Here is a 13,837-nt window from a genome sequence, read left to right as displayed (position 1 = left end):
TTTTGTGCATCGCTGGTTAAAATTTGCCCATTGATTATCCCATCACTGTCAATGTTCATATTAACAAGCAGTTGTTCAAAAGTTGCATCAGGTATTAAGGTTACCTGTGCCCTGGTGATAAAAGAAATTCCTGAAAACAGAAACAAATATAAAAGCGTAATTTTACTCATAAGTTTTTGTGTTTAAATTAATATTTGTTAAATATAACAAAAAAACCAACAAATACACAATAAAAAACAACCAATAACAAAAAAACTTCCTATTCGGAAGCCTTTTTATTACTAAATCTGTAATTTAAACCTAACTGTATCCAGCGGTTGGGCATGGGCACGGCGGCAACTTCTTTATAGGTACTGTTGAACAAGTTGGTTGCCTGCGTATAAATCTGGAAAGATGGAAACTGATACATCAGTCGCAGATCAGAAACAAAGTACGCATCGTTCAGCTCTCGTTTAATGTATCGGTTTTGAAACTGGATTCCGAAATCATTTATCGTATAATTCACCCCGGCAATTGCCTGATGTTTCAAGCTTTCAATGGTGTATTTTGAAGCGGTTGGCGTTGATGCATCTTCTTTTTTCGGACTTAGATATTGATAGCTTATTGAATAGCCAAACTTTTGATGATCGCCAATAGCCACATCTTGACGGTAACGGACATTTATTCCGCGCATTACCTGATTGCCTATATTGTGTGGCTGGTAAGGATCATCAGATGATGATCGGGTCCAATCGATAAAATCTGAAATTTTTCGTTCAAAAATACTTGCCGTAAAATGTTTATTTGCTTTTGAATAATTCGCACCGAATTCATATTGCCAGGCAGCTTCGGGTGTTAAATCGGGATTTCCAATATTTCCGGGGCGTTGGTTTACATACAAATCGATAAACGAAGGTATGCGCTGACTACTGCCCACACTTGCCTGTATTTTCCAGTTGTTATTCAGCCAATAAGCCACATCGGCTCCGGGATACCACTGAAAACCATAATCGGTATTGTAATTCCAATAGGCACCTACGTTTACCAGCAATTTCTCAAAAAAAGTATTTTTATATTCGGCAAACCACCCATGGTTTTTACGGTCATGTGTACCAAGATTAGAGCTGCTGATATCCTCTAAACGCATTTCATATCCCACACCAAAATCACCAATTTCAGACGTGTAGACTCCGTTCAGATCAAACATAAATGCATTTGTATAATGCAGCGAACGTGCTTTGCTTAAATCGTTTCGGTAAAAACGGTAATCGTCTTCGTTGTATCGGTTGCTAACGCGTGGTTTAATCGTCAAATGATCATTAATGCGGTGGTTACTACCCACGCTAAACAACAGCGTTTGAACAATTTCGTACGATTCTTTATCATGCGGAGCGGCATAATATCCATTAGCTCCAAATTCATTGTCAATATAACCGCCCATCCAGTTCATGGAATGATTTTCGTTAAAACGAGCGTTCCCCTGATACATTGCCTTTAAATTATCAGCCGCCGTGTTGTATCGCTGACCGTTTGAACCGTCTTTACCAATACTCAACAAATGACTGGTTTTTCCTTTATTAATGCCTGCAGTTGCCTGAACACCACCACCTGCATACATTCCGCTGCCATCACCTTCGTCTTTCTTTTTAAACGAACTGCCACCGTAAGCATGAACTTGTACAAAATCATCTACTTGTGTTTTTGTCACGATATTTATGGCTCCGGTCAACGCGTTGATGCCGTAAATACGAGCTGCCGGACCTTTTAGAACCTCAATTCGTTCAATAGCTTCTAACGGAATGGGTAAATTCATAGAGTGATGTGCCGTTTGTGCATCGCCCATTTTAACACCGTTCCACAAAACCATTGTTTGTTCAAAAGAACCTCCATCGATACTTATGTCTGCTTGTGAACCAAATGGTCCCCGCTGGCGGATATCAACACCGCTTACATAAGCCAATACTTCGTTTAACGATGAAACAGGCAGTTTTTTAATTTCTTCTTTCGTCAGTACCTGAATATTTCGGGTAGATTGCTGAAACGGAATCTGCATACGGTTTTCCTGAATAATGATTTCATTTAACACTTCGTCTGCTTCTGGATTGATTTGTGCATTTACAACAACCGGAACGGTTAGTAGGGCTAATAATAAGTATTTGTTTTTCATTTTTTTATTTGTTTTGATAAAAACAGTGGCAAAATTCGTAATTTGCAAAACTTTATAGATAGTCCACAATAAAAATAATGAATAGTCCGGTTGAAGATATAGTTCTGCAAAGTGTTTCCATTGATAAGAATGACAAAACCGCTGTTTATCTGCAAATAGCACAACACCTTATTAGAGCTATCCAAAATAAGACTTTAGATGAAGGAACCGCTTTACCCGGAACACGTTCTTTAAGCAGGCTGTTAAAAATTCATCGGAATACTGCTGTTGCCGTTTATGACGAACTGGCATCGCAAGGCTGGGTAGCGATTGTGGCCAATAAAGGTACGTTTGTGCTGCATCCCTTTAAACAAAAGGGCAAGAAACAAACTGTTGCGACCTACCCGGAAAAAACCGGGTTTCCATTTTATGAAAATACCCATTTGGTAACGCCTTATGAAAAAGCGGATACGGAATATTCTTTTAACGACGGGCAGACCGATATCCGTTTACACAGCAACCATCAGTACAATCGCTGGTATAATGCCGCTTTACAACGAACATCCCTCCTAAAAAAATGGAATACTTTTTTGTTTGACCGCTCATCTTTTTTAAACACGCAATTGTGCAATTATCTGAATGCAACCCGAAATTTCCACAGCAACCCGCAGAACATACTTATTACCCGAAGTACCGAAATGAGTCTGTATTTGATTTCGCAACTGCTTATAAAACCAAATGACGTTGTTTTAGTAGGAAATTTGAGCAATTTTGCCGCCAATATGATTTTTAGCCAGGCAAAAGCAGTTATAAAAACAATTCCGGTTGACGAGAATGGTTTAGCTATTGATTTCATCAGAGAAAACTTTACGAAAAACAGCATCCGACTGATCTATTGTACACCTAATCGACATTATCCCACAACGTACAGCTTAGGTAATCAACGCCGAACAGCACTTTTACAACTTGCGAAAGAGTACGGTTTTGCAATTGTTGAAGACGATTTTGACTATGATTTTCAGTTTGAAGGAAATCCCGTTCAGCCTTTAACAAGTATAGATGCTCACGGTTCAGTTATTTATTTGGGAAAAACAGGACAAGCTTTGTTTCCTACTTTTGAAACCGGTTTTATAGTGGCACCTGCCAATTTAATTTCTGAAGCAAAAAACCTGTACAAAATGATGGATCCGCAAGGCGATTTAATCAAAGAACAAATTGTAGCCGAACTGATTTATGAAGGCGAAATGCACCGGCAAATTAAAAAGAAAATCCTCTTATACAAAGCCCGTAGAGATGCCATGCATCAGGCTTTAGATCATTATTTCGGGCATCTAATCCAATACCACAAACCCACCGGCGGACTGGCGGTTTTTATACGGTTTAAAAAACATATTGCTCTGGGAAAACTGGTAAATCAATTGAAAAATTACGATATTACATTGCCCAGATACCTTTTATATCAAACAAAAAGCATTTGTGGTATTCGCTTGGGTTTTGGTCATTTAACTGTGGATGAAATTGATTACGCAATTGAAAATCTGAGAAAAGCGTATGATGATATTTTGTCTTAAATTAATTTAAACATCAAAAAACACTGTGTTTCATATAAATTTAAATAAAAATGGACATTACGGTAATTAAACAAGGAAATTTTAAAGTAGATGGCGACAAGAATTTTGCTTATTTAGAAATAAATGACGAAAGCAAAAGCATCAAATTAGCCATTCAACCTTTTGTTGTTTCAACTGAAAAAGATGTTTTTTTGCTGGATGCCGGTTTAGGTTTCTTAGAAGATAACCAACCTGTTGTTTTGAAACGTTTACAAGAAAACCGGATAGAAGTCAACAGCATCACAAAAATTTTAATTTCGCATTTACACAAAGACCATACCGACGGACTGGGATATTTTCAGAATGATGTATTCTTTCAAAATTTTCCAAATGCAACTATTTACATACAAAAACGCGAATTCGATTTTGCATTACAGCAAACCAAGAGTCCGTCTTACAATATAGAATTGTTAAAAGAATTACAAACGCTGCCAAACATTATCTGGCTGAACGAAGATGAAGGCAATATTACGCCCGAAGTTAGCTTTAAAGTTACCGGTGCACATTCTAAATTTCATCAGGTATTCTGGATCAACGAATCAGATGCAATGTTTTTTTACGGTGCAGATGATTTGCCTACTAACGGATACTTAAAACGACCTATTGCTTTTAAAACAGATTATGACGGACATAAAGCTATGGAATTAAGAAAAATCTGGGAACAACAAGCAAAAGAAAATCACTGGCGTATTTTGCTTTATCACGATTTAACAACTCCATTTATTCAGTTTTAAGAAAGTATTTTTTTTGCCTGTAAAACATGCCGTTTATTATGGTAAATAACAATTCTGAAGGTATCTCCCAATTTTAATTTTATCATTTTGGTAATACTGATACTTGTTTTTACTTTGTTCAGATTGATATGTTCTGACGCGGTTAACAAATCTAAAAATTGTTGTTGTTGTTTAATAAATTCAGTAATTGTAGTTTTATTTAAAGCACTGTTAATGGGATTCATAGCTTTAAAGGTATTCATTTTATTCAGCTTTTCTTTTGGCAACATACTTTGTGCAAAATAATTACCTATCCAACCACTTTTAAATACCTTTTCGGTTTTTGTAGAGGACGATTCGATTCTTTTTTTAATTTCTGGCAGATAAAAATCGCCATACAAATTTAAATGTTGTAAACATTCCAGCACACTCCAACTATTGTCTGACAATCGTTTGTTCAACTCCTCATCTGATTTTAACAATAATTCTTCGGCAAAAGTCAAATGTTCCTTTGTAAGATTTTTTAATTCTTTGATTAAATCGTTGCTTAAAATAACCATCTCTCTCTCTTTTTGCTACAAATTTCAGTATTTCAATTTAATTAAAAATTGATTGAAATCAAGATTTTTTTAAACGAGATAATGTTTCAGGCTTCATTCTTAAATAATTTGCAATGTGCTTGTTGGGAATTTCCTGAAAAAGCTGCGGACTTCTTTTTAAAACCCGTTCGTATCGTTCTTTTGGCGATGATATTAATAAATCTTTTTCCCGTTCCATCTGCTGTAATACCATATCTTCAAGAACGGCAATCCATAATTTTAAATAGTCGGTATTTGAATCGAAAAACTGTTTTAAATCTTCTTTGCAAATTACTTTTACTTCTGTCTTTTTAATTGCCTGAATGTAAAAATCTGTAGGTTGGTTAGACAAAAACGAATCTAACGATGCTATCATGTTATTTTGATATCCAAAACGGATAATTTGTTCTTCGTTTTCGTTGATGACAAAAATCTTTACGCTGCCTTCTTTAATAAAATAAATATTGGTATCTAAGTTACCTTGCGTGGTTAAATAGTCGTTTCTATCTAAAAAAATTTGCTTGGTAAATAAGTTATTCGTCTCGAATAATTCTAAAATATCAAATGGTTTCATGGGTATTGATTTAAAACATTTTCAGAAATTGTGTTTGGATATCTTCAGTAAAATACGGCACAAACATTTTTATAAACAAACCCACATAATGATCTATAACATCTTTTTTTGTGCTACCTGAATGATAAATCTGAGACGAAGTGATCCACGAATCGCTGTAGATTTTTATCTGTTCAATAAAGAAATCGTATTCATTTTCATACAGCTCTTTCCGAAAATTTCCTTGAATTATACCCTTTTCAATAACATCTTTATACATTTTACTTCGCACTTTTTCTACTTCCAAAAAAGCACTTTTTAATGGAGCATTTTCTTTTAGGATCTCATTCAGATCAATCATAAAAAAACGATAATCATATAAAATTTCAAATCCGGTTTTGGTGGAATTGAACAAATCTTCAATAAAATTTTCAGATTTTTTTACCGAAGCGTTTAAAGCTACTGCCTTTTGAAGTAATTCTGTATGCAGTGCATCAGCCATATCGTTTTTAGTTTTGTAATGATAGATTAAATTGCTGTGGCTGATGTTTAGTTCGGCTGCAATTTGCCGAATGGAAACATTTCCAAATCCGTTAATATTAAAGAGTTCTAAGGCTTTTTGTAAAATTTTTTCTTTACTTTTTTTCATTTTTAGTACAAGCGGTCTAATTTTTTAGTACATTTGGTCTAAAATTACAAAATTTCATTAAATCAATCACTATGAAACGCATACATCTTTTTGAATTCGAAGATCAAAAATGGTTTCCATCATTTTTAAGAAAGTTCGTAACCGATTTTTTGCAGTTTTTATCAAACAAAGCAAAAGTATATCAACCCGTTATTCCTGAAATAAACCAAACTTTACAAAAGCTTAATTCAGCAACAATAATCGATTTAGGTTCGGGCAGTGGTGGCGGATTAATCTGGTTAGCGAAACAATTAAAACAACAAAACAGTGATTTACAAATTGTGTTGACCGATTTATATCCCAATAAAACAGCTTATGCGAATGTTGCAAAGCAATTTTCCTATTTTACCTATTATGAAAATCCTGTAAATGGAATGAATGTTACCAAATCACTAAAAGGTTTTAGAACGATGTTTTTATCGTTCCACCATTTTAAACCAAATCAGGCCATAACGATTTTACAGAATGCCGTTGATGAAAACCAGCCCATAGGCATTTTTGAAATTCAGGACCGAAGTTTACCCAGTATCATTGCCATGCTTTTATCACCAATCAGTGTTTTGCTAACCACTCCGTTTATCAAACCTTTTAGCCTATTACGATTGTTTTTTACTTATCTTATCCCGATTATTCCAATTGTGGTTTTGTGGGATGGTGTTGTATCCAGTTTACGTACTTATTCTGTAGATGAAATGCAGGATTTAATACAAAAAGTAACTAACAGCAACCATTTTCATTGGGAAATTGAAAAAAAGAAAGCCAAATCAGGTTTTGTGATTTACACTATCGGGATTCCTAAAAAACAAAACCCGCTATAAAGCGGGTTTTGTTTTTATATTTTATCCTGATCATCGATCAACTTGGCATCTCGGGTATTTTTCTGTACGGCTATTGCACCAAAAACGGCTAATATAAACGAAACTCCGTAAAAACCTTTTTCACTTAACAACAACTCTGCATTCCACAGACCAATAACCAATAAAGTAAGCGATGCTATTGTTGCAAACCATGCTAAACCGTAGTAAAGTTCGGTTACTTCTAAGCCTTCGGCTTTATCGCGCACCGTTTTCTGAACCGATATTACTGCGAACAAACCAAACAGTAAAATGGTAAAATAATAGCCTTTTTCGTTTAACTCCATAGTGGCATTCCATAAACCTACACAGTAAGAAATGGTTCCTGTGAAAAGTACCATCCATGAAGCACCTATGAACGCCGGCGTTGGTTTTAAAGGATTACGCATTGTTGTTTGCTTTTTATTCTCTTTGTTTTGCGTGTTAACTGTTTCCATAATACTAATTTTAAGTGATTTTGATACAGCAAATGTCTGCCATAATCTTTTGCATATAAAACTATATTTTATACAAAACTGTCGATATAATAAATTTTGAATATCTTTATTTCTGTTTTTGAAATGATAAATAATGGACGCACTTTCAGAATTAATATCCTTATTAAATATCAATGAAATAAAAGAGTTTAAGCTTTTTCTAAAAAAGAAAAACAAACGGAATGATGTAAAAAACATTGAACTGTTCTCTATTTTAAAAACTGACGATTTAATAAAATTAGAAAAATTGTATGGTTCAGATAAAAATAAAGATGCATACCATTCGTTAAGGAAACGTTTGTACGAAAGTTTAATTCTTTTTTTATCCAACAAAACATTTGAAAAAAATCATAGCCAGGCACATGAGGCTTTGCGTTTATTGGTTGTGAGTAAGTTTTTATTAGAAAACAGCTTACACAAACCCGCTTTTAAATGTTTACAGAAAGCAGAGAAAAAGGCAGAAGAATTGGAATTATATAGTTTGTTACATGAAATTTTGCAAACAAAACTTCAATATATTTTTTTTAATGAGAAAGAAAGTTTGGAAGTATTAATTAATAAAATACTTAAAAACCAAGAGCTGTTAAATAAAGAAACACGATTTAATATGGCTTATGCCGTTATAAGGCAAGCTTTTAAAAACACACAAACTAACGGAGAAATAATCAACCTAACTGATTTAATTACACAAATTGCAAAAACATATCATTTAAAACCAACCGATTTTTTCAATTACAAATCAATTTATCAAATTTTACATCTGGCAAACGAATATGCAAATATTCAGCAGAATTTTTTGTTAATTGAAACCTACGTCAATAAGGCTGCTACAATGATCAACCAGCAATTTGCCGGAAAAAATCAACTGTATTATCACATTCACATATTGTATTACCTGGCAAATTTTTGTTTTAGAAATAAACTTTTTACTGATTCTGAGAACTATTTAAATCAAATGCAAACACAGATGCAGCAACAGAGCGGTTTATATTACAATTTGTTCAAACATCGTTTTGTAATTTTAAAAAGTTTAAACTTACATTTTACAGGAAATAAACAAGCAGCCTTACACAATGTTAGCAACGAATTAAATAATTTACCCAAAAAGTTCTCTGCTGAAGATGTGATTGACTTACAACTTTGCGAAGCTTTCTATTTAGCAAAACAAAACGACAGACAGGCTTTAAAAAGTTTTGCGAAACTATTACACACCGATATTTGGTACGAAAAGAAAATGGGGGTTGTTTGGACGATTCGTAAAAATTTGATTGAGATTTTAATGCACGCCCAGTTTGATAATTTTGATTATGCAATTTCCCGTTTGCAGAGTTTTAAAAACAGATACAAAAAATACTTAACACAGGTAAACGAACAGCGAATTATTGATTTTGTTAAGCTTATAGAAAAATATCTTTTAAATACCGACATTATTAAAAACCAATCGTTTAAAGACAAAATAACCTCCATGCAACACCAAAAAGAAAATCAGGACGTTTTTAGCTTAAGTTTTATAAACTGGTTTGTTGATTTGTGGCGATCAAAAGAATCATAGGTTTATTCAAATACAACCATTGTGCTTTGGTAACGCTGCCTTCGGATACAGTTCCTACTCCCAAAACGGTATATTCTTTTCCGTAATTTTTTCAGAAAACAGAAACTTTATCGTTTGCAACACTTCAGTCAGGGTTTGTTTTGTTAGTAAGTGATACAGACGACACACAGCTAAAAAGCAGTAATAAAAAAGTAATAGCAAATACGTTTTTCATAAAGAAGCTACACTTTTAACAACCCACGAAAGCCACGGGCAGCATAGTAAGACGATGCGCCATTGTGATAGAAAAACACGGTATCGTATCTAAAATCGCCAAACAAAGCACCATCTAAATCGCGGATTTTTTGAGGTGTTTCAATCCAGCTCGATGTTTTAGTATCAAAAGCTTCTAAAGCTTGTAACGCACGGTATTCTTCTTCATTTAGTAATTTAACCCCTATTTCTTTCGCTGCATCAATCACACTGTTTGCGGGTTTATGCTCTTTACGCGCATCTAATGCAGCTCGGTCGTAGCAATAACTCCGTCTGCCTTTCGGGCTTTCTTTAGAACAATCACAAAAAATCAATTCTTTCGATTTTTCATCAAACACCACAACATCTGGCTCGCCACCGGTTTCTTCCATTTTAAATAACACTTCTATTGTCAACGGATTTGTTTCTAATTGGATTTGAACATCATTCCAATCGATATTCTTATGGCGATGCATATTTTTTGCAAAACGTTTTTTTAAGGTTTCTAACAAGTTCGATTGTTCTTCTTGTGATAATTTATTTTTCATAGTTTGATTTACTTAGTTCCTTGAATTCCAGAGGCACATCCAAAAAAATAGTCTGAATACTCTACCTTTAATCCATTGTTTTCAAAAATATGTTTAATTCTTTTACTGTTTTTAAAATGATTGGTATAAATCCATAACATTTTATAATCTTGTGGATTACCTAAAAATATCTTTCCAAAGACGGGAATAATCTTACCTACATAAAACCCATACAATGAAGATAATAATTTATTTCCGGGTTTGGAAACCTCTACAAAAGTAAACTTGCCGCCCGGTTTTAATATTCGGTTTAACTCTTTAGCCAGCATATTAAATTGCTCTTCGTTAAAAGTTTTTAAACCAAATGCACACGACACAAAATCGTAATGATTGGCAGGCAGGTTATTTTGTAAAACATTCGCACAAATAATTTGTACTTTATCTCCAAAAACTTTTTGTGCTTTTGGGGTTGATTTAATAATCATTTGTTCCGAAAAATCCAATACAGAAAAATTAGCATTCTGAAAATTATTTTTTAGATGTACCCAATTTTCGCCTAAACCAGACATAATGTCAATAACATTTAAATTTTGGTCTGATGATCCTAATTTATTTAAGAACTGTCTACGCCAACGAATTGAAAATCCAAACGATGTAATATAATTTACGCGTTCATAAGAACCTGACATCTGGTTGAATAATTGTTTTACATATTCTGGTTCATAGATATTTTTTATCATAATAATAAATTAAAAAGACGAAACTAAAGATAAATTTATATTTTTACATTCAAAACATAAACTTTATGGCATCAGGTTTTTTTGCAATTTTAGACGACATCGCTGCTTTAATGGACGACATTGCCGTTACCAGTAAAATTGCAACACAGAAAACAGCAGGAATTTTAGGCGATGATTTAGCTGTTAATGCCGAAAAAGCAACCGGTTTTCTTTCTTCAAGAGAAATTCCCGTATTAATGAAAATCATGAAAGGTTCGTTTATCAATAAACTGATCATTGTTCCTTTTGTTTTTCTGTTGGAATGGCTGTATTCGCCTGCTATCAAAATTATTTTAATTATTGGCGGATTTTACTTAGCCTACGAAGGGGTTGAAAAAATCGTTGAGTTTTTATTTCACAGAAAGAAAAAAGGGGTCGAGGTTATTGAAGAATCAAAACAAATTCCTGAAAATAGTAAAGATGCTGAAAAAAGTAAAGTTAAATCGGCAATTACCACCGATTTTATTTTATCGTTAGAAATTGTCATTATTGCACTGGCTGCTGCAAAAGAAGGTTACGAAGCACTTAAATCTCAGTTTAATCCGTTTCTTGTAGAAATTGTTACGGTTTCAATAGTGTCAATTGTAGCAACTATAGGTGTTTACGGTATTGTAGCGTTAATTGTTCGTATGGATGATACCGGTTATAAGCTGATAAAAAAATCTAAAAAAGAAACCGGTATTTTAGCAACTCTTGGAAATTTACTAATCAAAGCACTTCCATTTGTAATTAAAGCTTTAGGAGTTATTGGAACCATTGCTTTATTGTTGGTTTCGGGTGGCATTTTTGACCATAACATCGATTATCTGCATCATTTTTCACCAACAGTTCCGTCGATGTTAAAGCAATTTGCTTACGGTATTGTTGCCGGAATTGTTGTTTTGACACTTGTTACTCTTTTTAAAAAGGTCTTTCTTAAGAAAACATCACCTTAAAAAAAAGAATCATTAAATTGATTCTTTTTTAGTTTAAAATGATTGTCTGAAACGTCGTATCAAATTATATTTATTACGATTTATTGTATATAGATAAGACGTTGCTTCGAATAGCATAACACACTGAAGCTTTTCGGTAAGCTCAAGACAGGCTATCGAGAAGTTGTTAATTATACGTTCTCGACGGGCTCGAACTGACGACGGGTTAATACATTCTCTTTGGGACAAGCTTTCCGATAATCATTTCGTTTAATAATATTCATAGTATCTGAAAAGTACCGATTTAGGCACACGAGCAGATTCTTTTTCATAGAAATAAATAACCGTGGCGTTATTGAAAACATCAACAGACTGAATGATGCGTACATCATCTTTCACCGTAGTAATGTCGTTCTCTGTTGAAATTACTTTGTAAACAATTTTCTCTAACTGATTTTCGTTGTTATAATGATAAGACGCTTTTTCTTCAGACTGATATCCATTTATTTTAAACACCACCTTATCAATTGTAAAATCGGTATTTAAAGTAATAAATCTTAAATCTGCAGTTTCTGAGGCCGATTCTATTTTATAATTTAAAGCATCTGTCCAGATGAATTTGTAATTAATCACTTTAGCCGATTCATCGTTTAATTTACTTGTTTCTTTATACGAGATATTTTTCCCGGTTCCCGAATAAACCGCACTGCTTTTAAATTGATGATTCGGCAGGTCATACATTCTGTTATAAGTTATAACATCGCCTTTTTCGTTAAAATTAATGGTGCTTTTACCAAAATAATCAAGTGTATCAACCGGTATCTGATATTTAGAAACATGCACCATATATGAGGTTACTTTTTTTACCTTGCCGTTAAATCCGTATTCTCTTTTCTGACTATATGAATTTTGACCATTCATAAAAAAAGGCAACATACCTATAATAATGCTTGTTATTTGTTTCGTTAAGTTCATTTAGTTTGTGTTTTTTACTTTGATTTTTTCAAGGTCATTTAGCCATTTTAGCTCTGCTTCCTCTAACTTATTTGGTTCAGGTACATACTCTTTATTTGGAACATACCAAGGCATTTTTTCGTAATAATCCTTTAAAACCTGATTGGTAAAAATATAACCTCTGCGGGCATAAGGCAAATTTTGTAATACTTTCAGCGCTTCTTTGTTCTCAATCTCATCAAAAAAAACAGCCACATCTTTATTAAATGGAAGGTTATTTTCTAAACTGAAAGTATTTTTAATTAAGAAAAAACGGGGATTAAACAAAAACAATTCTCCTTTTGGATGGAAATTCTTCTCCTTAAATTGAAGGGTTCCGTTCTGAATAAAAAAAGCTGATGCTGTATCACCTTCAGACATTCGATATTCTTTCATAAAATTACTTATTTTTTCTCCGCTACCGTTTATAGTCCATCTCTCAACAGATTTAAAAAAAGTCTGATTAATGTAAAAATCCTGATAATTACCCATATCTATATTTAACGTAAAATCATCAATTTGATTGTTTGCCCAACGATTTGCAGCTGTTAAAATATATTCAAAATCGTATAAATAATCAACCGATCCGGACAAACGGAACATATACGTATGCACCAAATGGTTTTCACCAGGTTTAAACGTCGCATTAAAATGATATACATAATAAAACTCCGCAAAATCAAGTTCTTCCCGATTCTTTTCTATTTCTTGTAAAGAAAATTTCTTATTATGATTTTCTGTTGATACGTACGAAATTTCATACGAAAGGATCTCTTTATTTAAGTTAACCGTAAAATCACTCATATAGGGATGTTGGCCGTTTTTAGGAAAGAAATCTGCATCACCAGAAGGAGAAAAAGCTTCAAAACCAACTAAAATTGTCTTAACCTTCTTTTCCGGATTAAAGAATGTATAATCAACCGTTACTTCTAAAAAGTCATTGTTCACGCGTTTTAAGGACAAAATCTCTTTACGCACCTCAATACTTGTTTCTTTAATAGGTATTAATTGATTTCCGCTCATAAAATACGCTCCGTCATTAGCATATCCCACAATCGATAGCAATAAAAAGAAAATAAATAATATACCTTTCATAATCTATTAATTTAATCACTACTAACCGACTAACTTTTCAAAATTAAGGAGCTTCCCATTGTGGTTAGCTCCTTTTTTCATATTTTGGTTTTACGACAAATCAAAAATATGAGCAATAAAGATACAGAAAAGAAATTAGTCGGTCAGCC

General features: G+C 33.3%; 14 protein-coding genes. 5 read left to right on the top strand and 9 right to left on the bottom strand.

The window, feature by feature from the left end; all coding sequences use genetic code 11:
- Positions 1–259 precede the first annotated feature (259 nt).
- Complete coding sequence (locus BLW20_RS13300) at positions 260–2,146, bottom strand: TonB-dependent receptor plug domain-containing protein (protein ID WP_143037812.1); 1,887 nt, start codon at positions 2,144–2,146, stop codon at positions 260–262.
- Positions 2,147–2,223: 77 nt separating this feature from the next.
- Here BLW20_RS13300 and BLW20_RS13295 point away from each other — a divergent pair, with 77 nt between their 5' ends.
- On the top strand, positions 2,224–3,696 hold the full coding sequence (locus BLW20_RS13295; protein WP_177165098.1) for an aminotransferase-like domain-containing protein: 1,473 nt from the start codon (positions 2,224–2,226) through the stop codon (positions 3,694–3,696).
- Between the two features lie 50 nt (positions 3,697–3,746).
- The gene (locus tag BLW20_RS13290) at positions 3,747–4,469 is read left to right on the top strand and encodes an MBL fold metallo-hydrolase (RefSeq protein ID WP_091102233.1); all 723 of its coding nucleotides are present in this window, start codon (positions 3,747–3,749) and stop codon (positions 4,467–4,469) included.
- Here BLW20_RS13290 and BLW20_RS13285 read toward each other — a convergent pair.
- The 3 genes from BLW20_RS13285 to BLW20_RS13275 are packed head-to-tail and all read right to left on the bottom strand — an operon-like array spanning position 4,466 to position 6,228.
- A complete protein-coding gene (locus BLW20_RS13285) occupies positions 4,466–5,008 on the bottom strand; it encodes a DinB family protein (protein ID WP_091102231.1) in 543 nt (180 codons plus the stop codon). The genes BLW20_RS13290 and BLW20_RS13285 overlap by 4 nt on opposite strands.
- A gap of 58 nt (positions 5,009–5,066) precedes the next feature.
- The gene (locus BLW20_RS13280) at positions 5,067–5,600 is read right to left on the bottom strand and encodes a Crp/Fnr family transcriptional regulator (RefSeq protein WP_091102227.1); all 534 of its coding nucleotides are present in this window, start codon (positions 5,598–5,600) and stop codon (positions 5,067–5,069) included.
- Positions 5,601–5,610: 10 nt separating this feature from the next.
- Positions 5,611–6,228, bottom strand: a complete 618-nt coding sequence (locus BLW20_RS13275; protein WP_091102223.1) for a TetR/AcrR family transcriptional regulator — start codon at positions 6,226–6,228, stop codon at positions 5,611–5,613.
- Positions 6,229–6,299: 71 nt separating this feature from the next.
- On the opposite strand from BLW20_RS13275, the gene BLW20_RS13270 reads away from it, so the two are divergent.
- Complete coding sequence (locus tag BLW20_RS13270) at positions 6,300–7,085, top strand: hypothetical protein (protein ID WP_091102219.1); 786 nt, start codon at positions 6,300–6,302, stop codon at positions 7,083–7,085.
- A 14-nt stretch (positions 7,086–7,099) separates the two neighbouring features.
- Here the strand turns inward: BLW20_RS13270 and yiaA are convergent, their stop codons facing one another.
- Complete coding sequence (yiaA, locus tag BLW20_RS13265) at positions 7,100–7,558, bottom strand: inner membrane protein YiaA (protein ID WP_091102216.1); 459 nt, start codon at positions 7,556–7,558, stop codon at positions 7,100–7,102.
- A 133-nt stretch (positions 7,559–7,691) separates the two neighbouring features.
- On the opposite strand from yiaA, the gene BLW20_RS13260 reads away from it, so the two are divergent.
- Positions 7,692–9,149 (top strand): hypothetical protein, encoded by a 1,458-nt coding sequence (locus BLW20_RS13260; RefSeq protein WP_091102212.1) that lies wholly within the window; start codon positions 7,692–7,694, stop codon positions 9,147–9,149.
- 221 nt (positions 9,150–9,370) lie between these two features.
- Here the strand turns inward: BLW20_RS13260 and BLW20_RS13255 are convergent, their stop codons facing one another.
- Positions 9,371–9,928 carry a DUF4256 domain-containing protein gene (locus tag BLW20_RS13255; protein ID WP_091102207.1) on the bottom strand — a complete coding sequence of 186 codons (558 nt, stop codon included), beginning with the start codon at positions 9,926–9,928 and terminating at the stop codon, positions 9,371–9,373.
- 8 nt (positions 9,929–9,936) lie between these two features.
- Positions 9,937–10,647 carry a class I SAM-dependent methyltransferase gene (locus tag BLW20_RS13250; protein WP_091102204.1) on the bottom strand — a complete coding sequence of 237 codons (711 nt, stop codon included), beginning with the start codon at positions 10,645–10,647 and terminating at the stop codon, positions 9,937–9,939.
- A 65-nt stretch (positions 10,648–10,712) separates the two neighbouring features.
- Between BLW20_RS13250 and BLW20_RS13245 the strand changes: the two genes are divergently transcribed.
- Entirely contained in the window at positions 10,713–11,621 is a 909-nt protein-coding gene (locus BLW20_RS13245) for a DUF808 family protein (RefSeq protein ID WP_091102200.1), read from the top strand.
- A 249-nt stretch (positions 11,622–11,870) separates the two neighbouring features.
- On the opposite strand, the gene BLW20_RS13240 is transcribed toward BLW20_RS13245, so the two are convergent.
- Together BLW20_RS13240 and BLW20_RS13235 are read right to left on the bottom strand one after the other, a co-directional pair.
- On the bottom strand, positions 11,871–12,575 hold the full coding sequence (locus BLW20_RS13240; RefSeq protein ID WP_091102199.1) for a hypothetical protein: 705 nt from the start codon (positions 12,573–12,575) through the stop codon (positions 11,871–11,873).
- Positions 12,576–13,688: a YARHG domain-containing protein gene (locus tag BLW20_RS13235; RefSeq protein WP_091102195.1), complete on the bottom strand. Its 1,113-nt coding sequence runs from the start codon at positions 13,686–13,688 to the stop codon at positions 12,576–12,578.
- Positions 13,689–13,837 lie beyond the last annotated feature (149 nt).

This window comes from Paenimyroides marinum, assembly GCF_900108395.1.
Lineage (GTDB): Bacteria > Bacteroidota > Bacteroidia > Flavobacteriales > Flavobacteriaceae > Flavobacterium > Flavobacterium marinum.
The sequence above is the reverse complement of the archived record's forward strand: the minus strand, read 5'-3'. Positions and strand labels throughout refer to the sequence as shown.